Origin of the sequence: Pseudomonas sp. NPDC087358 (assembly GCF_044900785.1) — a bacterium.
In the GTDB taxonomy this organism is placed as follows: domain Bacteria; phylum Pseudomonadota; class Gammaproteobacteria; order Pseudomonadales; family Pseudomonadaceae; genus Aquipseudomonas.
In genome coordinates this window covers 30,679-54,147 of sequence record NZ_JBJDOA010000007.1, presented here as the reverse complement: position 1 = coordinate 54,147, position 23,469 = coordinate 30,679, and the positions used below count along the sequence as shown (strand labels likewise).

At 60.5% G+C, this 23,469-nt stretch carries 18 protein-coding genes; 7 read left to right on the top strand and 11 right to left on the bottom strand.

All coding sequences use genetic code 11. The features are described 5' to 3' along the window. The first annotated feature begins 627 nt into the window (after positions 1-627). The 3 genes from uvrD (at position 628) to ACI2KS_RS17350 (ending at position 4,514) form a co-directional block, all read left to right on the top strand. Positions 628-2,811, top strand: a complete 2,184-nt coding sequence (gene uvrD, locus ACI2KS_RS17360) for a DNA helicase II (RefSeq protein WP_404622227.1) — start codon at positions 628-630, stop codon at positions 2,809-2,811. A 313-nt stretch (positions 2,812-3,124) separates the two neighbouring features. Beyond that, positions 3,125-3,973, top strand: coding sequence for a Tim44 domain-containing protein (locus tag ACI2KS_RS17355; protein WP_404622226.1), 849 nt, complete (start codon positions 3,125-3,127; stop codon positions 3,971-3,973). Positions 3,974-4,106: 133 nt separating this feature from the next. Further along, entirely contained in the window at positions 4,107-4,514 is a 408-nt protein-coding gene (locus ACI2KS_RS17350) for an SMI1/KNR4 family protein (RefSeq protein WP_404622225.1), read from the top strand. Between the two features lie 34 nt (positions 4,515-4,548). On the opposite strand, the gene ACI2KS_RS17345 is transcribed toward ACI2KS_RS17350, so the two are convergent. Then, positions 4,549-6,312 carry a cation:proton antiporter gene (locus ACI2KS_RS17345; protein ID WP_404622224.1) on the bottom strand — a complete coding sequence of 588 codons (1,764 nt, stop codon included), beginning with the start codon at positions 6,310-6,312 and terminating at the stop codon, positions 4,549-4,551. A gap of 315 nt (positions 6,313-6,627) precedes the next feature. Here ACI2KS_RS17345 and ACI2KS_RS17340 point away from each other — a divergent pair, with 315 nt between their 5' ends. Next, entirely contained in the window at positions 6,628-7,113 is a 486-nt protein-coding gene (locus ACI2KS_RS17340; protein ID WP_404622223.1) for an acyl-CoA thioesterase, read from the top strand. Positions 7,114-7,493: 380 nt separating this feature from the next. Here ACI2KS_RS17340 and pdxY read toward each other — a convergent pair whose 3' ends face one another. After that, positions 7,494-8,366 (bottom strand): pyridoxal kinase PdxY, encoded by an 873-nt coding sequence (gene pdxY / locus ACI2KS_RS17335; RefSeq protein WP_404622222.1) that lies wholly within the window; start codon positions 8,364-8,366, stop codon positions 7,494-7,496. 134 nt (positions 8,367-8,500) lie between these two features. Between pdxY and ACI2KS_RS17330 the strand changes: the two genes are divergently transcribed. Then, on the top strand, positions 8,501-8,893 hold the full coding sequence (locus ACI2KS_RS17330) for a DUF3301 domain-containing protein (RefSeq protein WP_404622221.1): 393 nt from the start codon (positions 8,501-8,503) through the stop codon (positions 8,891-8,893). 112 nt (positions 8,894-9,005) lie between these two features. Here ACI2KS_RS17330 and ACI2KS_RS17325 read toward each other — a convergent pair whose 3' ends face one another. Further along, complete coding sequence (locus tag ACI2KS_RS17325) at positions 9,006-9,968, bottom strand: CobW family GTP-binding protein (RefSeq protein ID WP_404622220.1); 963 nt, start codon at positions 9,966-9,968, stop codon at positions 9,006-9,008. 53 nt (positions 9,969-10,021) lie between these two features. Here ACI2KS_RS17325 and ACI2KS_RS17320 point away from each other — a divergent pair, with 53 nt between their 5' ends. Beyond that, a complete protein-coding gene (locus ACI2KS_RS17320) occupies positions 10,022-10,393 on the top strand; it encodes an NADH:ubiquinone oxidoreductase (RefSeq protein ID WP_404622219.1) in 372 nt (123 codons plus the stop codon). 157 nt (positions 10,394-10,550) lie between these two features. On the opposite strand, the gene zigA is transcribed toward ACI2KS_RS17320, so the two are convergent. The 3 genes from zigA to ACI2KS_RS17305 form a co-directional block, all read right to left on the bottom strand. After that, complete coding sequence (zigA, locus tag ACI2KS_RS17315) at positions 10,551-11,753, bottom strand: zinc metallochaperone GTPase ZigA (RefSeq protein ID WP_404622218.1); 1,203 nt, start codon at positions 11,751-11,753, stop codon at positions 10,551-10,553. Between the two features lie 254 nt (positions 11,754-12,007). After that, the gene (locus ACI2KS_RS17310) at positions 12,008-13,249 is read right to left on the bottom strand and encodes an N-acetylmuramoyl-L-alanine amidase (protein WP_404622217.1); all 1,242 of its coding nucleotides are present in this window, start codon (positions 13,247-13,249) and stop codon (positions 12,008-12,010) included. Positions 13,250-13,499: 250 nt separating this feature from the next. Then, complete coding sequence (locus ACI2KS_RS17305) at positions 13,500-14,021, bottom strand: DUF3617 domain-containing protein (RefSeq protein WP_404622216.1); 522 nt, start codon at positions 14,019-14,021, stop codon at positions 13,500-13,502. A 174-nt stretch (positions 14,022-14,195) separates the two neighbouring features. Between ACI2KS_RS17305 and cls the strand changes: the two genes are divergently transcribed. Then, positions 14,196-15,635: a cardiolipin synthase gene (cls, locus tag ACI2KS_RS17300; RefSeq protein ID WP_404622215.1), complete on the top strand. Its 1,440-nt coding sequence runs from the start codon at positions 14,196-14,198 to the stop codon at positions 15,633-15,635. 209 nt (positions 15,636-15,844) lie between these two features. Here cls and cfaB read toward each other — a convergent pair whose 3' ends face one another. From cfaB to hflK, 5 genes are all read right to left on the bottom strand, one after another. Continuing rightward, the gene (cfaB, locus tag ACI2KS_RS17295) at positions 15,845-17,029 is read right to left on the bottom strand and encodes a C17 cyclopropane fatty acid synthase CfaB (RefSeq protein ID WP_404622214.1); all 1,185 of its coding nucleotides are present in this window, start codon (positions 17,027-17,029) and stop codon (positions 15,845-15,847) included. Between the two features lie 281 nt (positions 17,030-17,310). Further along, positions 17,311-19,191, bottom strand: a complete 1,881-nt coding sequence (locus tag ACI2KS_RS17290) for a cation-translocating P-type ATPase (protein ID WP_404622497.1) — start codon at positions 19,189-19,191, stop codon at positions 17,311-17,313. Positions 19,192-19,262: 71 nt separating this feature from the next. Then, positions 19,263-20,330, bottom strand: a complete 1,068-nt coding sequence (locus tag ACI2KS_RS17285; protein ID WP_404622213.1) for an SPFH domain-containing protein — start codon at positions 20,328-20,330, stop codon at positions 19,263-19,265. Then, the gene (gene hflC, locus ACI2KS_RS17280) at positions 20,327-21,376 is read right to left on the bottom strand and encodes a protease modulator HflC (protein ID WP_404622212.1); all 1,050 of its coding nucleotides are present in this window, start codon (positions 21,374-21,376) and stop codon (positions 20,327-20,329) included. Before hflC ends, ACI2KS_RS17285 begins: the two co-directional genes overlap by 4 nt. 11 nt (positions 21,377-21,387) lie before the next feature. Then, positions 21,388-23,337, bottom strand: coding sequence for a protease modulator HflK (hflK, locus tag ACI2KS_RS17275; RefSeq protein ID WP_404622211.1), 1,950 nt, complete (start codon positions 23,335-23,337; stop codon positions 21,388-21,390). Positions 23,338-23,469: the final 132 nt, after the last annotated feature.

Here is a 23,469-nt window from a genome sequence, read left to right as displayed (position 1 = left end):
GGCGTGTGCGCTCGACTGCAAGCTGGGTGGCGAACTGCTTGCGGATGACACGGCGTGTCGCCACAGAGTCTGCCGGGGCTTCGGAGCTGGAGGTCATGGCGGTTCTTATAATTAGTGAGCCTTGAACGTCAGCGGAGCATACACAAGCCGCCAGAGAGACCAAACAGTCAGAAATTAAATTTGCACGGACGGTCGTGGCCTTTGATTCTGCCCGAGGGCGACAGATGCCGATCACTTCTGCCCGCAGGGCGAAAGATGTTGATCGCTTCTGCCCCCAGGACGAAAGGTGTCGATCGCTTCTGCCCGCAGGGCGTGGGAGGCCGGCTTGCCGGCGATCTGGCGCGAAGCGTCAGCAAAACCTGTGAGCGCTGTGCACCTGACTCACCGCGCCGTCTGATTCTACTGCCGGTGCCCGGCAGATCGCTGGCAAGGTGGAGCGCCACCCCGGCGGCTCCCACGGCCTTCGGCCAGAATCAAAAGCATGCGTTGCAACAGATGTTGATCGCGTCTGCCCGCAGGGCGTGGGAGGCCGGCTTGCCGACGATCTGGCGCGAAGCGTCAGCTCATATTCACGACCGACCAGCGTTAGAGTTTGCCCACTATCCCCCGGCACCCTAGAATGCGCCGATGCGCGATGATCTCTCCCTTCTGCTTAATTCCCTCAACGATGCCCAACGCCAGGCCGTAGCCGCCTCCGTGGGTCGTCAGTTGGTTCTGGCCGGCGCTGGTTCCGGTAAAACCCGTGTGCTTGTGCACCGTATCGCCTGGCTGATCCAGGTCGAGAACGCCTCGCCACACTCGATCCTGTCGGTGACCTTCACCAACAAGGCCGCCGCCGAGATGCGCCACCGCATCGAGCAGTTGATGGGTATCAACCCGGCGGGCATGTGGGTCGGCACCTTCCACGGCCTGGCGCACCGCTTGCTGCGGGCGCACTGGCAGGAGGCGGGCCTCAACCAGAACTTCCAGATCCTCGACAGCGATGATCAGCAGCGCCTGGTCAAACGGGTGATCCGCGAGATGGGGCTCGATGAACAGAAGTGGCCAGCGCGTCAGGCCCAGTGGTTCATCAACGGACAGAAGGACGAAGGTCTTCGTCCCAAGCACATCCAGGCCTCAGGCGACATGTTCCTCGGCACCATGAAGGCGATCTACGAAGCCTACGAAGCCGCGTGCCAGCGGGCCAGCGTCATCGACTTCTCGGAGCTGCTGCTGCGAGCCCTGGACCTCTGGCGCGACAACAAAGGCCTGCTGGAGCACTATCAGCGTCGCTTCCGCCACGTGCTGGTGGACGAGTTCCAGGACACTAACGCCGTGCAGTACGCCTGGTTGCGTCTGTTGGCCAAAGGTGGCGACAGCCTGATGGTGGTGGGCGACGACGACCAGTCGATTTACGGCTGGCGCGGCGCCAAGATCGAAAACATCCATCAGTACTCCGATGACTTCCCGGATACCGAAACCATTCGCCTGGAGCAGAACTACCGCTCCACCGCCAGCATCCTCAAGGCGGCAAACGGCCTGATCGTCAACAACAGCGGGCGGCTGGGCAAAGAGCTGTGGACCGATGTCGGCGATGGCGAGCTGATCAGTCTGTACGCCGCCTTCAACGAGCACGACGAAGCGCGCTACGTGGTCGAAACCATCGAAAGCGCGATCAAGACCGGCATGTCGCGCAGTGACATCGCCATTCTCTATCGCTCCAACGCCCAGTCGCGGGTGCTGGAAGAAGCCTTGCTGCGCGAACGCATTCCGTACCGCATTTATGGCGGTCAGCGCTTTTTCGAACGCGCCGAAATCAAGAACGCCATGGCCTACCTGCGCCTGCTCGACGGCCGTGGCAACGACTCGGCACTGGAGCGGGTGATCAACGTGCCGCCGCGGGGCATCGGCGAAAAAACCGTCGAGGCGATCCGTGAGCATGCGCGTCACGCCGATGTTTCGATGTGGGAAGCCATGCGCCTGCTGGTCGCCAACAAAGGCCTGGCCGGTCGCGCCGCTGGCGCTCTGGGTGCCTTTATAGAGCTGATCGAAAATCTCTCGGCCAAAGTCATGGAGATGCCACTGCATCTGATGACGCAGACCGTGATCGAGCAATCGGGGCTGATCACCTACCACAAGGAAGAAAAAGGCGAGAAAGGCCAGGCTCGGGTAGAAAACCTTGAAGAACTGGTCAGCGCCGCCCGCGCCTTCGAAAACAGCGAAGACGAGGAAGACCTGACCCCGCTGGCTGCGTTTCTCGGTCATGCGTCACTGGAAGCGGGCGACACCCAAGCCGACGAGCACGAAGACAGCATCCAGCTGATGACGCTGCACAGCGCCAAGGGCCTGGAATTCCCGTATGTGTTCCTGGTCGGCATGGAAGAAGGGCTGTTTCCGCACAAGATGAGTCTGGAAGAGCCTGGCCGCCTGGAAGAAGAGCGGCGCCTGGCGTACGTCGGCATTACCCGTGCGATGCAGCATCTGGTGCTGACCTACGCTGAAACCCGACGCTTGTACGGTAGCGAGACCTACAACAAGGTTTCGCGCTTCGTACGCGAGGTTCCACCCAATCTGATTCAGGAAGTGCGTCTATCCAATAGCGTGACCCGGCCTTTCGGCGGGTCCAAGACCATGGCGCCGAGCCGCCTGTTCGACGGCGAGAGCATTCCGCAGAGCCAGTTTTCTCTGGGTCAGCACGTGCAACATGCGGTCTTCGGCGAGGGTGTGATCCTCAACTTTGAAGGCGCAGGCGCCCAGGCACGGGTGCAGGTGAACTTCGCTGAAGGGAGCAAATGGCTGATGCTGGGGTACGCGAAGCTGGAGCCGGTTTGATCAGGATTTGACACCGCACCAACCCTGTACGAGTGAGCTTGCTCGCGATCGGACCTCTCAGATATTGCAACGGTGATTGACACACTGCAATCGCGAGCAAGCTCACTCCTACAAGATCGCTACAGATGCAGCACTTGCATTCCCACATCCCACCCCCCATCTTTCCTACAGAACTTTCTTCACAAGCCTACAACCCAAGTAATACAGGCGCTCTGAAGATCCACGCAAAAGCCGGAAACATATGGTTGCTGGTCAGACACATTTGTCCTGTGCAACATGGCGCGCGTGCAATCCACAAACGGGAATTCCCAATATGCAACGTTTTCTAAGCATCGCTTTGGCGCTGGTCATCGGGCTCACCATGAGCCTGGACGCCAACGCCGCGCGCTTCGGTGGTGGCAAGAGCTTTGGCTCCGCGCCAAGTCACCAGGCGCGTCAGACAGCCCCTTCTGCCCCTGCTGCTGCCCCTAACGCCGCTGGCCGTCCTGCGCCTGCTGCAGGCGGTGCTTCGCGCTGGTTGGGTCCATTGGCTGGTATCGCTGCCGGTGGCCTGCTGGCCTCCATGTTCATGGGTGGCGGCTTCCAGGGCATGCAATTCTTCGACATCCTGATCATGGCGGTCATCGCTTTCGTGATCTTCCGCTTCATCGCGGCACGTCGACGCAAGCAGCAGCCACACATGGCACCCGCCGGCGCTCCGTTTCAGCGTGAGACCATCGAGCAGCCAGTACAGAGCAACTCGATGTTCGGTGGCTCGCCTGCTGCGACCGCACGGCCGGTGATCAACGCACCGGCCTGGTTCAACGAAGAGCGCTTCCTGGACGCCGCCCGCAACCATTTCCAGTCGCTGCAGCAGCACTGGGACGCGAACGAGATGGACAAGATCGCCGAGTTCGTGACCCCGCAAATGCTGCAGTTCCTGAAAAAGGAACGTGCGGATCTGGGCGAAGGCTTCCAGTCGACTTACATCGACAACCTGACCGTGCAACTGGACGGCCTGGATGATCGCGCCGACAAGACCATCGCGACCCTGACCTTCGCTGGTGTGTCGAAAACCTCGCGCTTCGATCAAGGCGAAATCTTCAGCGAAAGCTGGAACATGGAACGCGCCCCGGGCGAGAACCAGCCATGGCTGGTGGCAGGTATTCGCCAGAACGGCTGAACCTCTTCGCCGCTGCGTTGATCAAAACCCCGAACCTGTTTCGGGGTTTTGTTTTTTTGGTGTACCAACGTTAATTTGGCGATGTCTTTAAGCTACTGTATAACCCGCGCAAATTCGTTAGAGGATCCACGTCGTGGAAGAAGTCATCGAACAACTCCGTGAAGCCAATGAGCCCGTTCCCGTCCCGCTTGAACTGCCGGACGAAGATCAGCTTGTCGAAATCGAAGAGCAGCTGTTCATCAACATCCCATTCGTTTTCAAAGAGTTTCTGCTGACCGTCAGCGACGTGGTCTACGGGAGTCTGGAGCCGGTCACGGTCACCGATCCCGGTTCGCACACCTATATGCCTGAGGTGGCTGCTACCGCCTGGGACATCGGCGTGCCGCGTGAATTGATTCCGATTTGCCAGGATGGCGAAGATTATTACTGCGTCGAGGAAGACGGCACTGTCGTGCTGTGGTCCGGCGAAGAAGAAATCGTCACCGAAGAAAGCTGGGAATCGGTCTGGCACTGGGCGCGGGACGTCTGGCTCGAAAGCTGAAACCGCACCGCGCGCATGGGGCGGCCTTCGGTAATCAATGCTCCGAAGGCTCCTGATGATTGCCCAGCGTTTCCAGTAGCGCGATCTGCATGCGCGTGTGCACGCGTATGAACCAGCGCCAGAGCACCGCAGCCACCACCGCCGCGACCAGCACGATCAGCAGCAACCACTCGCGGGTCGGCAACATGCTTGCCGACAGCAGTGCGATCAGCAGGAAAATCACCACCAGTGCCAACAACGGGATCACTTCGGCGATCACCCTGCGCACGCGGGCGGTATGTCGCCCCGCCATTTGCGGCTTGACGCTCATCTCCGCGAGCAGCATCGACAGCGCCTTGAGCTTGCGATACGCCGCGATCAGGAACGGCAACGATAGCAGCAACGAGGCGCCCCAGATCCAGGCCTTTTGCTGACCGACCTCGCTGACCCAGTCGCTGAAATAATCGCCAATGCGTTCAGCAAAGTAAGCCCCAGCAAAAAAGATCGCGACCACCAGCGCCAGATTGACTCCCACCTGCAGCAGGATCCTGCGGATCATCGACGCCAGCAATGCGCCCTGCCCCTGTGGCTGAATGCTGCGCAGCCATTCCCCGTACATCCCGAAAACGCGGGCGATGCGCGTCGGGACAATGCCTGCAAGCGAATGAGAAAGCGGGTCGGCAGCACGAATCAGGTAGGGGGTCAGCAGCGTGGTGATCGCTGAAACGGCGACCGCCACCGGGTAGAGAAAGTCGCTGGTGACCTGCAAGGTCATGCCCAGCGCTGCGATGATGAAGGAAAACTCGCCAATCTGTGACAGCCCCATACCGACGCGCAGTGAGGTTTTCCCGTCATTGCCGGCGATAAATGCGCCCACCCCGCAGGACAGCATTTTCCCGAGCACCACCGCCACCGTGATCACCACGATCGGCCAGGCGTAATCGAGCAGGATCAGCGGGTCGATCATCAAACCGATGGCCACAAAAAAGATGGCGCTGAACATGTCGCGAATGGGCTCGATCAAGTGCTCGATCTTCATCAGCTGTCTGGACTCAGCCATGATCGCGCCGATCAGGAAAGCGCCGAGCACCATGCTGTATTCGAGTTTGACCACCAACAGGCAAAAGCCGAAACAGAGCCCCAGGACGGTGATCAGCAGCATCTCATTGCTTTCGAACTTCGCCACATACGCCAGTAGCCGGGGCACCAGCAAAATGCCGATCACCAGCGCAACGATCATGAACAGTGATAGCTTGCCAACGGTGGAAAAGACTTCGCCCGAGCTCACCGTACCGCTGACCGCGATGCCGGAAAGCAGCGCAATGATGCCAATGCCCAGAATGTCTTCGACGATCAGCACACCAAAGATCAGCTGAGCGAAGCGCTGATTCTTCATCTTCAGGTCATTGAGCGCCTTGACGATGATGGTAGTGGACGAAATGGCCAGGATCGCACCCAGAAACAGCGAATCCATGGTGCTCCAGCTGAAGAACTGACCGATTTCATAGCCGATCCAGATCATCAGCATGATTTCGAGGAAGGCGGCGATAAACGCTGTAGCGCCAACCTTGAACAGCTTGCGCAGGCTGAACTCCAGCCCCAGGCAGAACATCAGGAAGATTACGCCCAGTTCGGCGAGGATCTTGATCGTGTCTTCATCGTGGATAAGACCGAACGGCGGAGTGTGCGGGCCGATGATGAACCCGGCGACGATGTAACCGAGCACCACCGGCTGCTTGAGCCGGTGGAACAACACCGTAACCACCCCGGCCACCAGCATGATGACTGCCAGATCCTGAATGAAGCTGATGGCATGCATGGGCGCGGCTCCTTGTGACGACTAGTGAAGATGCGCGTTCTTGCCTGAAAGAAAGGGGGGGCCGCAGGGCGCAATGCCGCCAACAGCGTCGGAAAAATCTGACTTGAACGCGGGAATAACCCCATCCAGGGGCTTTCGCAGGTTAACACCACACAAAAGAGGATAAAGCCGGTGCAATATATGGAAACAGATGGGCCGCAGGCGTGACGGCGAGCCGGCTAACGGCGTCCCGATATTGTCGGTTTTGCTGACCCTTGTTTATTTGAGCACCGACACAAGGTGCAACCCTTGATTCAATCTGACCGTGAGCACGCTATGGAACCCGGAAACGCCCAGCTGTCGATGACTGTATTGATGACCCCGGACATGGCCAATTTTTCTGGCAACGTGCACGGTGGCACCCTTCTTAAATACCTCGACGAAGTCGCCTACGCCTGTGCAAGCCGTTACGCTGGTCGTTATGTCGTGACACTGTCGGTTGACCAGGTGATTTTTCGAGAGCCGATTCACGTCGGCGAGCTGGTGACCTTCCTGGCGTCGGTAAATTACACCGGCAATACATCCATGGAAGTGGGGATCAAGGTGGTGACCGAAAACATTCGCGAGCGCTCGGTCCGTCATACCAACAGCTGCTTCTTCACCATGGTGGCCGTGGACGATCAGCGCAAACCGGCCAGCGTGCCGCCGCTGACGCCGGAAACCAGCGAAGACAAACGTCGCTACGTGCAGGCCCAGCAACGCCGCCAGATTCGCCAGGAGCTGGAAAAGCGTTACCGTGAAATTCGCGAAGACGGGGTTTGATTCACGCCGCCTGACCGCAGATACGTGCAAAACCTGTAGAGCCGCAAAACTCGAGTGATTGCCCGCACATTCTGCGGGGCCAGATGAAAGCCTCTCACGGTGTTTGCAGCTGTGCCTTGGATTCTGGCCGCAGGCCGTAGGAGTCCAGCTTGCTGACGATCTGGCGCCAAGCGGCAGCAAGCCCGGACACCGCAGTCGCAGGATTGGCCGCTGGTGCACGGCGGATCGTTGGCAAGCCAGCCTCCCACGCCCTTCGGGCAGACGCCGTGATCGTTCAAACGCTTGGCGTGGCCATGATCAGTCGATATGGGATGTGCCCGGCCCGGATTCCAGCTTCAACCGGCTGATGCAATGGATCAACGTGCATCCATCGACCTGTGTCAGACGTCCAGCCGCACGGCCTCAAACCTCACCCTCGGATGCGCGATCCGGTCCTGGGCCCGCACCAGCTCAAGCTCATAACTGCCACAGGCCTGGGTTTCCAGGAGTACCTCATGCACCGCTGATGCCGCGAACTCGAAAGCACTGCGCAGCTCGTCCCCAAGCAGCACCCTGGACAGAAACAGTCCGGAGGTCAGGTCGCCCACGCCCACAGGCTGACGCGGGAAGGCCAGCAGCGGACGGCGCAAGTGCCAGCTTTGGTGTTCGGTCACCAACAGCATTTCGAAACCGTCGGCAGGCTTGCCCGGGTAATCCAGGTGTTTGACGATAATCGCCTTCGACCCTCTGGCCAGCAGCGCTCGGGCCATGGCCAGACAGTCAGGCAACGAGTTCGGCTTGCGCCCTGAAAAGCTGTCCAGCTCCAACTGGTTCGGGCACAGGAAGTCGGCCACGGCAGCCGCCTCGTCCAGCAGAAAGTCACTGACCTCCTGCGGCACGATGCAGCCCTTCTCCGGATGCCCCATCACCGGATCGCACAGATACAACGCGCGCGGATTGGCGCGCTTGATCTGCGCCACAGCCGTGAGAATCGCCCGGCCCTGCGCCGCACTGCCCAGGTAACCCGACAGCACCGCATCGCAATTGCCCAGCTCGCCAATGGCCGCAATGCCCTCGACCAACGCCGGAATCTGTTGCGGCGGCAGGACTTCGCCCGCCCAGTGTCCATACTGAGTGTGGTTGGAGAACTGAACGGTGTTCAGCGGCCAGACATTGATGCCGATACGCTGCATGGCGAACACGGCTGCACTGTTACCCGCGTGGCCGAAGACCACGTGAGACTGGATGGCGAGTAGATGAGGCGAACGTTTCATGACAGGTTCCTGAAGCCGGGAAAGCACAGTAGTAGCGAAGCCGGACGAAGTGAAGCGAAATTAAGCGGCCGGGCTATGGCTGTCGGTCACCGGACGCAGTTAAGCTGGACGTCTTCTGTCGGAGCTCAATTTTCATGCTGACCCTGGGCAATATTTTCGTCCTGATGCTGCTGGCGACCGCCGCCGCCTGGCTGTGGCACTCACACGGTCTGCGCGAACGGGCACTGGAGCGCGTCAAACAACACTGCGCCAAGCTCGATATCGAATTGCTCGATGGTAACGTAGCCTTGCGTCGCATCACTTTCAAACGCGACAACGAAGGGCGCAAGCGCCTGGCCCGTGTGTATAACTTCGAGTTCACCGTAACGGGCGAGCAGCGTCACCCCGGAACCATCACCCTGTTCGGCGCTCACACGGCGCAGATCGAACTGGCGCCCTACCCGTTCGAAATCAAGACTCCCAAGCCGAGCGCCGACATCATTCAGCTGAGCGAATGGCGTCAAGAGCACAACAAGTGGAAGCAATGATTGACCGTGGGTAGTTGACTCGCACCTGATGCTGCTGCCGCTGCTCCTGCTCCTGCCGCTCCTGCCATTGCTGATGCTGCCGTAGCAGTCCGGCTTGCCGGCGGCAGACCTTCTAGACGATGCAATCAGCCAGTTGTGCGCTCAGAAGGCCGGGGTCCTGAGGCTCGGAAAAGATCAACTCCACCCGCGAATCCTTGCGCCACTCACTGGCCAGCCAGGCAAACTCCCCGCCGTCCAGCGCATTGCCCGAAATCCAGCCCCTCTGGCTGTGGATAACCAGCTTCGCGCGTTGCCAGTCCAGGCTTTGCAGCCACTTGCGCATTTTCGAGGCGTCAAACACCCGCTCTGGATGCCAGCGCCAACCAATGCTCCAGCCCTGCGCCTGCGCCTGACTCAAGCAAATCGGTGTCATTGGGTCGGTCCAGACCGCTGGCAGCTGGGCAAGCGTTCTGGGCGTCACAAAGTTATCCACAGCGTCGATGGCGCGCGTCTCGACGCCCGGCAAGCGATCAAGGGGTAACGCAGCCAGCTCGGTCCAGTAGGTGAGATGGGAGGGCAACGCCTCGATGATGGTCTGCCGCGCAGCGGTATCCAGGCTGGCGGACTTGTTGAGTACCAGCAGGCCGGCCACGGGCAGCGCTTGCAGCTGTGCCTGGGGCAAAGCCCTGCCTGCGGCCAAAGCCAGCGCATCCAGCACCATGACGGCGGGTTGTACCGCCAGCACGCCCACCCAAGGCGCCTCACGTAATTGCGTCATCAGCTGCACCGGATGGCCAAGGCCGGACGGTTCGATGAACAGCCGATCAGGCTTTGCCTTGCGCAGCAAGCGACCCAGGCCGATCTGAAAAGGCGCGCCATTGACGCAGCAAAGGCAACCACCAGCCACTTCGCCAAGTGCGATACCATCCTCGGCCGTGCTCAGCAGCGCCGCATCCAGGCCGATCTGACCGAACTCGTTGATCAGAATCGCCCAGCGTTCATCCGCCGGTTTTTGCGCGAGCAGGTGTTTTATCAGGCTGGTCTTGCCTGCGCCCAAAGGGCCAGCAATGACATGGGTGGGAATGTTCTGCAGCATGTCCGGCCATTCTTGAACGTCGCTCCCGAAACGAGCGCAGACGGAGGTAATCGATGCGAGCAATCTGGCTGCCCGTGCGGCTGGCGTTGGTGCTGTTGACAGTGACATCGAGTCAGGTGCGGGCCGAGTCTTGCGTGGTTCACAGCCAGGCCGAACGACTTGACGTGAAAGTCTGTCAGGAGAACCTGACCATCCCTCCCGAGCTGTTCCATGACGGTTTCTGCAAGCCTCAGCTCAAGGACCAGAAAGTCGAGGCGACCTACGTGGAACAATGCCCGTCGGGGTCATTCGGTCAATGCAGCAACGCCCAGGTCGCCAATATGCCTTATCGGCAGAACATTCACTATTACGGCGTGGCCAGCGATGCGGCGTTCCTCAAGCCATTCTGCGAGCAACAGAGCAAGGGCGTGTGGAAAGCACAGTGACGCACGCGGCGGGAATGAGTTTGCTCTGCGGGAGTGAGCTTGCTCGCAATAGCATGCTGTACGAGACAGCATGTTGACTGACACTGCGCAATCGCCAGCAAACTCACTCCTGCAGGTCATTGCTTACTGGGCAAATCGATGATTGCCCTGGTTGGATCTAAGCGGCTTCGTCGTACCAGTCCCCAAACGGATCAGACATCAAGCGCCAACCCTGGGCACCAACAGCCATCTCCTCATCTGTCAGCAGGCAGCTGTCGAGGTCGGCGGTCAGCTGCACGAAGTCGATGTTCTGGCCGATGAACACCAGTTCCTGACGGCAGTCGCCGGTCTGCCCCAGCCAGTTGCGCAAGATCACTTGCTGGTTTTCTTCATCCTGCGGCCACTGTGCCTTCGGCACGAATCGCCACCAGCGCCCGGCGAAGCCATGTCGCATCAACCCCCCTGCCTGTGACCAGCTACCTGCATCCTGATGCTTGCTCGCCAGCCAGAAAAATCCCTTGGAGCGCAGCAGCCGCCCATTGGCCCATGGCTGGTGGATGAAGTCGAAAAAGCGTTGCGGATGAAACGGTCGACGCGCCCGATAAGCCGTCGAAGCGATGCCGTACTCCTGGGCTTCCGACACCTGCTCACCACGTAATTCCCGCAGCCAGCCCGGCGCCTGTGCGGCGCGCTCAAAGTCGAAACGGCCGGTATCGAGAATCTTGCCCAGCGCCACCGCGCCCATCACCATCGGCAGAATCTCGGCCTGAGTGTTGAGGCGCTTGAGAATAGCCATCAACTCCTGCCTGTCGCTGGCACTGATCAGGTCAATCTTGCTGATCAGAATGACGTCGGCGAATTCGACCTGTTCGATGAGCAAGTCAGTGATTGAGCGCTCGTCGTCCTCGCCCAGTGTTTCCCCGCGCGTATCCAGGCCCTCGGCTGCCTGGTAATCCTGGAGAAAATTGAGGCCGTCGACCACCGTCACCATAGTGTCGAGCCGCGCAATATCGGCCAGACTCTGTCCCGCCTCATCGCGAAAGGTGAAGGTTTCAGCCACCGGCAACGGTTCGGAAATGCCGGTGGATTCGATCAGCAAGTAATCAAAACGACCATCGCGGGCCAGACGGCTGACTTCTTCGAGCAGGTCCTCGCGCAAGGTGCAGCAAATACAGCCGTTACTCATTTCGACCAGCTTTTCTTCGGCACGATTGAGGCTGACATCGCGCTGCACTTCGCCGCCATCGATGTTGATTTCACTCATGTCATTGACGATGACAGCCACCCGCAGGTTTTCGCGGTTGCGCAGGATATGGTTGAGCAACGTGCTTTTGCCGGCACCGAGAAAGCCGGACAGAACGGTAACGGGAAGGCGTTTCATGAGGGACTCGTCAGCTAGCAGGGCAAGAGAAGTGATACGTTATATTGTAACTATTACCCTCGTGCCAGCTTTTTTATCAAGTTGCTTCGGTGATCAGGGGTCGGATAACGATCTTCCATAGGATGTGCCTGTACGGGCCAACCGCCCTTCCCTCAGGAGTGAGCTTGCTCGCGATCCCCTCACAACTGCGATGAATTCGTCGACAGACACCCGCAATCGCGAGCGAGCTCACTCCTACAGCAATTCAGGTGGTATCAGACGACCTGCTCTGCCGCCTTCTGCTCTTGCCGCCAGGCAATGAAGGACCCTGCCGGAGGATTGCGCTCGAAGTACTGTTTCATCCCGTCGAACAAACCGTCGGCGACAGCCTGCTGATGACGCGCGGTCACCAGGCGCTGGCTATCGCGGCTGTTGGAAATGAAGCCGGTCTCTACGAGGATCGAGGGCACGTCGGGTGATTTCAATACGGCGAAGCCGGCCTGTTCCACGCGCTTCTGATGCAGCGTGGTCACCCCTTCCAGACTGCCCAGTACCGTGTGACCCAGTTGCAGGCTGGCGGCGATAGTGGCGTTCATCGACATGTCCAGAATCACGCCGGCGAGCATCGGATCCTTGTCCTTGAGATTGAGCAAGCTGGTGGCGCCGATCAGGTCGGCGCCGTTTTCACGCTGCGCCATGAAGCGCGCGGTTGCCGACGTTGCGCCGTTTTCCGAGAGGGCAAATACCGACGCACCGGAAGCTGTCAGCCGTGGCGCAGCATCGGCGTGCACCGAGATAAACATATCGGCGTTGCACTTGCGCGCGATGTCGACACGCTTGCGCAGCGGCACGAAGAAGTCGTCGTTACGCACCAGACGCACGTCGAAGCCCTTCTCGCGCTTCAACCGCTTGGCCAGCAACTGGGCAATGGACAGCACCACGTCCTTTTCACGCTCGCCTTTGGAGCCGATCGCGCCAGGGTCTTTGCCGCCGTGGCCGGCATCGACCACCACCATGATGTCGCGCTTGGGGTGATTCTTGTCGATGACAGGCGCAGGCGGCTCTTTTATCAAGGGCGCCGCGGCAGCCGCCAGTTGCACCGGCGCGTGCATGACGCTTTCGTTGCCCAGATCCAGCACCAGCCGGTTGCCCTGCGCCCCTTCAGGCCCCAGGAGGAAACTGTTGAGCTGCACAGGCGAAGCCAGATCCAGAACGATGCGAGTGTCGCCTTGGCCAAAGTGCCCGGAACGGATCGCCTTGATCGGGGTGTTTTCCAGCGCCAGCCCAGTGAGGTTACCCTCCAGCCGTGCGCCGCTGACATCAATGATGATGCGTTCCGGGGCGCTCAGGGTGAAGGTCTTGTACTGCACCGGGCCGCTGAGGTCGAACACCAGACGAAGCTTGTTATCGGAACGCCATAGCCGCGCATTGCGGATCTGCGTGGCGTTTACGGAGAAGGGAAGCGCGAAGGCGGCGCTGGCCAAAAGCATATTGAGCAGCATTTGACGTCGGTGCATGACACGTTCCGATAAAAGTGAGCATCCGGGCTCTGATAGACATGACATTCTTAGTAACAATATAACATGCCGATCCGAGACCAAAGATGAAGCTTTTTACAGAATTGCCGAGCAATTAGCGCGGTAAAACAGTGGGTAAGGGCCAAAATCTCATGTGAAACAAGAACATGTTCCACGTGGAACATCAGCCGCGTTTTAGTCCACAGATAAAAACGCCCCAAATCAACGGGGCGCTCAGAGAAACGGCAGATCAGGTCCTCGGTTTAACTGTTCCACACTGCTGGCCCAGCCATACAGCGCGGGTGTCCATGCTGCCGTTCTGTTGTTGGCCAGTGGCGTTGAAGGTACCGATGACGTGGGTATTGAACTCTCTATCGCTGAGAAACTGAGCAGTGCCAGTGCCTTGCGCACGAGGGCAGCTGAATTTGAATTTCCAGGTCGCGCCACTGCGGTCGGTAATCTGTTGTGTGCAGCCTGACTTGGGATCGGTCAGCGGGATCTGTTCATTCTTGACCTGATCCGCAGTGAGGCAGACCCGAACGCCCTTGCCACCCAAGGTAATGCCCTGTTTTTCCAGCATTTGTTCCATCGCCGCTCGTTGCTGTGGCGCCATCATCTGCAGCTGGGCGAGCATGACTTGCATATCTGGCATCTGCTGTCCATCGACCAGCATGTTGCTCGATGTCAGTTCCCATAACCCGGGTTGCAGCACTTGCGCTTGAGCGAAGGGCGCAGCCAGACAAACCATCAACGCCAATACGCGCTTTTTCATGAACCTGACTTCCTTTGATGCCCGAAGGCAGTTTTATAGCAGCCGTCTCAGACTGCTCGACAATGACGCTTAGACGATCAATCGGGTAACCAGTTGCACGCCGAATAAAATAGCGACAATCCCCGCGCACTGTGGTCTGTTAGACACCAATATGCCTTAAGCTCAAGGTTGCGCATGGATTACCACAGCCCGTATTTCTTTGGCTATTTGCTTGGCTTTACCCACCTGCTGGGCATCGTAGCAGCGATTCATGCGTTGCTGACGGTCCGCACCGCACAAGGCTCCATCGCCTGGGCGATGCCGTTGATTTTCATCCCTTACATCACACTTATCCCCTACCTGGTCTTTGGGCGCAGCAGCTTCGATGCGTACATCAAGGCCAGACGCCAGGCCAATACCGAGATGCGCAACGCCATCGTCGACTTCAACTGGAAGCCGTGGATCGAAGAGGCTGTCGCGGCCCGCCGCTCGGATGCGTACGAATCACTACGGGCCATGCCCAAACTGGGTCGCATGCCGTGCCTGGCCAACAACGAGGTGAAATTGCTGATCAACGGCGAAGCGACATTCGCTGCGATCTTTGACGCCATACGGGCAGCAAAGCGGATCGTGTTCGTGCAGTTTTTCATCATTCACGACGACGACCTCGGACGCCGGCTGCAGTCGCTGTTGCTGGAGAAAGCCGCCGAGGGCGTGGAAATCTTCGTGCTGTATGACCGTATCGGCAGTCACTCGCTTCCGGCCAGCTACGTCAACAAGCTGCGGGCTGGCGGTGTGCAGATCAAAGCGTTCGCCACACGCGGCGGCTGGCTGAACCGCTTTCAAGTCAACTTCCGTAATCACCGCAAGATCGTTGTAGTGGACGGCGCCACAGGGTTCGTCGGCGGCCATAACGTGGGCGACGAATACCTGGGTCTAAAACCGCCGCTGGCGCCTTGGCGAGATACTCACGTGGCTATCGTCGGGCCAGTGGTGGCGTGTCTGCAGGAATCGTTTGCCGAGGACTGGTTCTGGGCGACCCGCGAGCTCCCGCCGCTGATCCTGCCTGACAGCTATCCGGAAGACGGCGTGCTGTGTCAGTTCCTGGCCACGGGGCCGGCAGACGCTCAGGAAACCTGTTCGCTGTTCTTTGTCGAAGCGATTCACGCGGCGACAGAGCGCGTCTGGATCACCACCCCTTACTTCATCCCGGATGAAGCGGTATCGGCAGCACTGCGCCTGGCGGTGCTGCGCGGCGTCGACGTGCGCCTGCTGCTGCCTTCACGCCCCGACCACTACACGGTATACGCAGCGTCGAGCCTGTTTGCCTTCGAGGCCGTGCGCGCCGGGGTGCGGATGTTCCGCTACCAGCCGGGCTTCATGCATCAGAAGGTAGTGTTAGTGGATAACGAGATTTCAGCGATCGGCAGCGCCAACCTGGATAACCGCTCGTTCCGCTTGAATTTCGAGTTGATGCTGCTGACCGTGGACGAAGACTTTGCCCGGCAAGTGGAGCAGATGCTAATCGATGATTTCGCTCAGGCTCAGGAGATCTCCATCGAAGACAGCAAGGAGACCCATCACTTGCAGCAGCTGGGAATGCGCGTGGCGCGATTGATATCTCCGATTTTGTGACGCTTACAGTCCGGAGGTCTGAGCTTGCTCGCGATGGCGGTATGTCGGTCACCGGATGCATCGGCTGTCAGTGCGCTATCGCGAGCAAGCTCACTCCTACAGCGTACGGGTGCGCGTACCGGTGAACGGTCTTGTAGCAGTCCGGCTGGCGGCGGTGGTGATTTCAAGGACACCACTGCCGGCAAGCCCTCCTGCTACAGAAGGCCTTATCACCGATAGAGATCATCGCGGGTCAGCGGCAAGTCATGGCTGCCATCGACATGGGGCTTCACCGCCAGGATCTGATGCAGGTTGATCCAGCCCTTGGAGAACGCGTAAGCGCAGCCCGCCAGGTACAGACGGAAAATCCGCAGCGCCTGCTCCGGGACCATCGCCGCAGCCACCTCCAGCTTTTCTTCCAGGCGCTCGCTCCAGTGTTCCAGGGTCTTGGCGTAGTGCAGGCGCAAGCTCTCCACGTCGACCACCTCAAGTCCTGCTTCGCTGATGAATCCGGTGATCATCGACAGGTGGGGCAGCTCGCCGTTGGGGAACACGTAACGGTCAATGAAATCGCCGGCACCGCGTCCAACCGGACGGCCGTCGGTGTGCTTGGCGGTGATGCCATGGTTCATCACCAGCCCCCCCTCCTTCACCGCCTCGAACAGGCACTTGGCGTACAAGTCCAGGTTGGCGTGGCCGACGTGCTCGAACATACCGACGCTGACCACCTTATCGAAACGCCCATCCTTGGGCAGGTCGCGATAATCAAGCAATTGCAGCTCGACCCGGTCTTCTAGGCCCTCGGCTTTTACGCGTTCCTGCGCCAGCGCCAACTGCTCGCGGCTCAGGGTGATGCCCAACACTTTCACGCCATATTCTCGAGCAGCAAAGCGCGACAGGCCACCCCAGCCGCAGCCGACATCCAGCAGATATTCGCCGGGCTGGAGGCGCAGCTTGCGGCACAGGTGATGAAATTTGTCCCGCTGCGCCTGTTCCAGCGTCTCGTTGCCGGTCTTGAAATAGGCGCAGGAATAGACCATCTCCTGATCCAGCCATAGCTGGTAGAAGGCGTTGGAGAGATCGTAATGATAAGAGATCGACGCGGCGTCGGTGGCCTTGTCGTGTTCCGTGCGCGTGGGGAAATTGTCGTCATCGTCTTCGACCAAGGCCTTGGTCAGCTCATCGCAGACCCGGACCACTTCACTGATCGAGCCCTCAACTTCCAGTCTGCCTTCAACAAACGCGCTGCCTAGAAAGTCCAGGCTAGGGTGCGTGAAGTCGGATACCAGCGAGGGGTCTTTGACGACGATCGTAACCCTGGGGTCAACGCCCAGATCGACTTCGTTGCCATCCCAGAGCTTGAGTCGAAGCGGTAGATGAAGATTCTGTAACGCCGGTGGAAGTTGCGCGAGCATTTAGAAAACCCCCTGATCCAGAAACACGGAAAAGGGTAGTCCAAAACCGGTTCCTGGGTAGGAGCCGTCAGGCTATCGGCTTATGTGAATTACGACGACGAACCAACTGCCGGGTACTTCCATGACCCCCTGTGTTCGAGCCAACTTGCAGCCTGCGATGGAGCACCCCGTTCATGACTGGCTTATAATTTGTAACAGAGTTCTTCAAAGCTCAAGCGAATTTTTATACTTAGCGAAGCCTCTAGCTCGGCGCTTTCAACGAAAGCGCCGAATATGAAGGCCTACGAGGCATTGTGAAACCGTGCAATGGGCTCATGAAAGCGCAACAAACGGCCTGCATTGCCCAAAACCAGCAAGGTGCTCAGGTTATGCAACACGGCAGCGATCATCGCCCCTGCCGCTCCGAGTACCCCGAAAGCTGCCATAGCCACAATCGCCAGTGTCCACCCCAGGCCGATGATCACATTGACCTGTAACGTGTGTCGGCACTGGCGGCTCAGGCGTACGCAAGTGCCCAGGCGGCGCAGGTCGCTGCCGATCAGCACGATGTCAGCGGAAGCCAATGCGATGTCTGCCCCGCCGGCACCCATCGCAACACCGACCACGCCGGCTTTCAAGGCCAGGGAGTCATTGATGCCATCGCCCACCACCATCGGCCGGAAGCCGTTCTTGATCTCTTCCATGACACGATTGAGCTTGTCCTCAGGCAAGGCCTGGGCGTGGATGTCACTGATGCCGACTTCATGTCCAAGGCTGTCGGCGACGCTCTGACGGTCGCCTGTCAGCAACAACTGACGGCCCATCCCCAGATCGCGCAGCTCGCTCAGTGCCTGACGGGCTTCGGGTTTCAGACTGTCGGCCAGCAACAGCCAGGCGAGGAACACACCGTTCACCGCCAGCCCGGCAATCGGGCCGTCATGGTTGGGTACCGGCGAGGTGGTGATGCCCAGTTGAGCGAACAGCTCGGGGCGACCCAGCGCGGCCTCACCCCGTGCAGTCTGGGCGACGACGCCCAGGCCTTGCCGTTCACGAATGTCTTCGAGCGCCAGCAAGTGATCCTTCTCAACCAACCCGGCCAACGCACGGCTGACCGGATGACTGCTGGCTGCCCCCAGGCTCGCGGCCAGCGGGATGACCTCTTCGCCAGCACCCTCCTGGGCCTGGACCGATTGCAGCCGCAAGCTGCCGTAAGTCAGGGTGCCGGTCTTATCGACCACCAGCGAGGTGAGATCAGCCAGTTCCTCGAGGAACGCTGAGCTTCGAATCAAGATGCCGTGGCGAGCCGCAACGGCGATTCCGGCAATCGCAGTTGCCGGCGCAGACAGCACCAGCGCGCATGGGCAAGCGGCTACCAGCACCGCCAGCATGGCTTGTGCGTTATTGGTGATAAACCAGGTGACGGCTGCGATGAGCAACACCAGCACCATGTAGCTGCCGGCATAACGCTCCAGCAGTCGCGTGATCGGGGGCTTGGAGCGTTCGGCGTTTTGCATCAGGGCGATGACTTTGCCCAGCGTCGACTCATTGCCGATACGCGTCACCTCAATGCGCAGCAGGCCGTCCAGATTGATCGCGCCCCCGAACACTTCCATGCCCGCCCGCGCCTCAAGCGGGACCGACTCACCGGTGATCGGCGCGGTATCCAGGCTCGCCTGCCCGGATACCACCAGGCCATCGGCAGGCACACGGTCGCCGGCACGCACTTCAACGCGGTCACCGGCCACCAGCGTGCCGTTGTCTACTTCGCGAATCGAACCGTCGGCGGTGATCAGACGCGCGTGGCTGCGCGTCAGCCGACCCAACGCCTGTATCGCTTCCTGAGAGCCGATGACGCTGCGCTCCTCCAGCACATGTCCGAAGATCATGATGATCGGCAGCAACGCGGCGGTCATCAGATCGCCCGTCGCCCAGGCGCCGAGCATGGCCAGCGCGATCAGCTGATCGGTGATGCCGTGCAGGCTCGGATAGCGCAAGCTGTGCCAACCGGCGCTGACCACCGGGATCGCCACCAGAAGGGAAGCGGCACCCAACAACAACTGGCTGACGCCCACTTGCTCAGGTGCGAAAAAACGCCAGACCAGACCCAGCGCCAGCAATCCCAGCGCCAGCATCGCCAGGGTCAACTGGCGGGCGGCGCTGCGCTGTTCGCCGCTGGTCAGCATGCTGCCAGGTTCAGGGGCATCGGCATGCGGCTGCGGATGGGCGTGGGTATGACTGTGTGCGGCTTCGCCACTCATTTGTCGGCTCCCTGAATGATCAGGCGTGAATCGTCATGGGGATCGACCGTGGTCACAGAACCGGCCTGTTTGAGAATGGCCGGTACGCGCTCGCGGTAGATGCGCAGCAACAGACCAGGGTCGCTCTTGTTCTGAATCGACTGCGCCAGACCGGTGACCGCGGCGGTGTCGGTCTGGGCCTTGGCGAGGCGCTCAGAGGCCTGCGCGTGGGCAACCTGCAGCGTGCGGTCGGCGCCCTGATTGGCGGTCTGGTTGAGCTTCTCAGCGTCAGTGCGGGCGTTGGCGACCGCCTGATCCGCTTGTTGACTGGCGGTCAAGACTGCGTTGAACGCGTTTACCGCAGCGGCCGGAAGACTGGACTGTACGTCCACCCGCACCACTTCCACACCCACGCCCACGCCCGTCTTGCTCAAGTCCTCGAGGCGCACATTGATGCCCTGCACCAGGTCGCCGCGCAGGCGCTCGCGACGCTCGGCGGACTGGCTGTCCGAGCCGACAAGTTCGGGACGTGCCACCAGAATCGTGTCCAGATCCCGCGCCGCAGTAAGGCTGACAGCGCTGCGATTGACTAGCCGGTCCAGCGCTGGCAGTACATGCTCGCCTTGCAGCACGAACTCACGCGGATCGGTCACCTTGTAGTACGCCGTCACATCGAGCTGTACCACGCCGGCATCGCCCGTCAGCAAATAGCCCGAGCCGGCAAGGGCATCGCTCATGGGCGTGGCGAAGCTGGTGACCTTGTCCGCGGCCATCGCGGTCGGTGAGCGCAGCAGGGTTTCCACATGCCGCTCGATCACCCGGTCAGCCGATGGCAGCAACACGACCTGTTCGAAGGGCTGCGGCCAGGCCAGCAGCAAACCGGCGTTCTGCACCCGATCAAGCTCGCCGAAGCGAAACACCACAGCGCGGTTCTGCGGATCGATCTGCCGCACATTGGAAATCGCCCAGGCAAGTGCTGCGAGCAAGGTCACCACGTACAACCCCAGAAAGGCCAGGCGACTGGCTTGCAGCCAGGGGCTGTTCACCACCGGGCGCTCAATCTGCACCGAGTCCTGCTCGCTCATGGCTGCGTTCCAGGCTTGCCGTCCGGCTTTGCATCGAGCGAGGGCGGCCCATCCACCAGCACCCGGAACGGCGCGGCGTCGGTGCGCAGGATCAGCTTGGTGGTCGGGCCCACCACAGTGCCCAGTGTGTCCAGCGAGCGCAGCAAGTTGTACAGCTGCGGCGAGCTGGCGTAGGCGCGGCCGTAAATCTGCGCCGCCTCGACCCGGGATTGCGCCTCGATGTCGGCGGCTTTGACCGTAGCGTCCGCCTCGACGATGCGCGCATCGCGCTCGGCGGCGGAACGGATCTGCGCCGCTTCACGCTTGCCGATGGCCGTGCGCTCGGTGGCGATGGTTTCACGCTCGGCGCGCATGCGGTCGACGGTGGCGTTGAGGGTCACCGATGGCAGGGTCAGACGCTCCACCCCTACCTGCAAAACACGTACGCCGTAGGTGGTCAGCAGCTGTTTGTCGATTTGCAGGCGCAGCTGGTTTTCGAAGTCGGCGATGCGCACCTGATTGGCGTCGGTGTTGATCAGGCTCGACAGGTCGAAACTCGCCGCCGTGGTTTCCAGGGCCGAGCCGACAAAGGTGCGGATCTGCCGCGCCGCTTCATCGGGCTGGTTCTGCACGGCGCGCATGAAGCGTTTGACGTTGTCTGGATCGCCCTGCACCTGCCAGGCGACATAGGCCTGAACGATGATGCGCAGACCGTCGCGGGTGCCGACATCCTGCAAGCCGCTTGAAGTGGTACGCAGGCGCAGGTCCACCGGAATAGCCGCCTCGAAAGGCGCCGGCCAGCGCCAGCTCAGGCCGGGGTCGAGCAGCACGCGTGCCGGGTTGCCGAAGCGCGTGACGACCGTTGCTTCACCGGAGCGCACCTGAACCAGGCTGGCAGCGGCAACCGCAAAGGCGATCAGCACCGCCGCCAGCGAGGCACGACGCCAGGGGAAGCCTACCGGGCCGGACGCCTCGCCGTGGTGGTGACCATGATGGCCACCATGACCGTGGCCGCCGTGGTCGTGACCTGCATGGTCATGATGATCGTGGGAATGAAACAGACTCAAGGGAAGACTCCTTATTCAGCCGACTTGGGCGACGTTGCGGGGTCGGCCGGGAGGGTAAAAGAACGCAGATCGATGGTGGGCGCGCTGGTGCCGCCCAGACGGTGGTCGAGCACCAGCAATCGGGCGTGGGTCAGGCCCTGGGTCAGCTGGCTCAAGTACTGCTCGAGCACAAACGCCTGACCGGCCTTGGCGTAACCCTGCTGTTCGGCGTTGAACCGCAGGTCAGCGCCTTGTGCCGTGGCCATCACTTCACGTGAGCTGGCGGCCGCCTGATCGTGTGCCACGCTGGCATGCAACTGCGCCAGGTTGGCTTGATCGGCAGCGGCGCCGCGCTCGCGGGAAATCAGCGCCTGAGCGCTGATTTGCGCAGCCTGCACCGCGTGATAGGCGTTAGCCGCGCCCGCTGGCGGGTGAATCGATTCCACCACCGTGGCGAGAATTTCCACGCCGCTGTCGAGCCTTTTCAGATCCCGCTGCACGGCATCGCCGATGTCTGCCGACAGCTCGGTCCGTTGCTCACCCAACAATTCGTCAAGCGTGCGCGAGGCAAAATCGTGCACCAGCACGCGGCTGGCGGTGCTGCGAATCAGCGTAGGAATGTCGGCGCTGTTATAGGTCGCGGCCATGGCCGCCTGATCGCTCAAGCCGATGCGATAGACGAAACGCACGTCCATGTTGACGATCTGGAAACTCTGCTTGTCGCCTGCACCGCTGGCGATGACCTGTGACTTGTCATTGATATGGGTAGCGTCCCAGAGCCGATTGGCCACCGCTGGCGGCGGCCCTTCGGCGGGAGCCGGGGTTTGCTCGGCGCTCGCGCCTTCCGAAACGCTGGTGGCCAATTCGTGGACCACGCCGTTCTCGACGGCCAGCACTGTACCGAACGGCCAGGGCAAGCCAGCGTGAAGGCCTGGCCCCAAGACCTCGACCGGCTTGCCGAAACGCTCGTAGATGCCTCGCCCTTGCATTGGAATTTCGTGCACACCACTGAGCGCCCAGCCAAGCACCACGATCACCGCCAATACCGGCAGGAAGGCCCGACGCATGTAGGTGAATGCCCAGATCTGCCGCAGATCGATGCCGAAGCGGTTGTGCAATTCATTTTGCAGCGCCATCAGCGGCCGTGGTGGCCAGCGCAGCAGACCGGCAGCGAAACTGTAGGCGACCAGGCGCGGCTCGAGGCGCTCGTTGCGTGGACTGAAGATCGACAGCAGCGCACGAACCAATAGCTCGAGCGCCACCAGCCCCGGCAGCAGACCGATCAACACGGCCAGTCGAGCGGGCCAGACGCGATCGACGGAGGAAAAGAACAGGCACAACGCAGCAATCAGCAAGGTGCCGATCGCCACGCGAACCAGCTGTGCCAGCGGTTCGGCCTCAGGCCAACTGGCTTCGGACTCATTGCTCAACTGACGTTCCAGCACCAGCAAGCCGAAGCCGATCAGCAGCAACAGGCCACCGACTACGCTGCCGACCAGGCCAGGGTTGCTGCCGACCAGGGTCAGGTTCCAGACCATCGAAATGCTGATCAGCGACAGCAATGCCCAGCCGGCAAGCCAGAACACCGGCGCACCAATCTGGCCAACCATGGAGGTCCCGGCGCCACCGATGCGTCCGAGCAGGCGGTCATACCAGCCCTGTTCTTCTGCCAGCGATTCATCAACTGCCAGCGCCGCAGCCTCGTCAGGCGCGATGATGCGCGCGCGCCACTGCGCAACGACTTGCGCCGATTGCAGCGCCGAGGCCAGCACCAGCAAACTGACGGCGCTGTTGGTCAGCACCGCCGTCCACAGGGAGTTGGGAGAAAACAGGTCCACGAACAGTGAAACCACCAGCCCGAGCGCACCCATGGCGCCCAGCAGGTAGGTCAATCGCGACAGGCGACGGGCCTGGAAGCTCGCGCGCTGAAACCTGGGCAGACTCGCAGGCGCTGCCCCTTCGACATCCAGATCAACCCGCATCGATACTCCAGAACCTGCTGAACGCTGTAGTCATCACCCTTCCTGTGTGCTTTATGGACCTGTCTTTGAACATCGTGCCCTTCATACGCTGTAGCACTTTTTACAGGGCGTTACGATATAACAAAAGTCGTG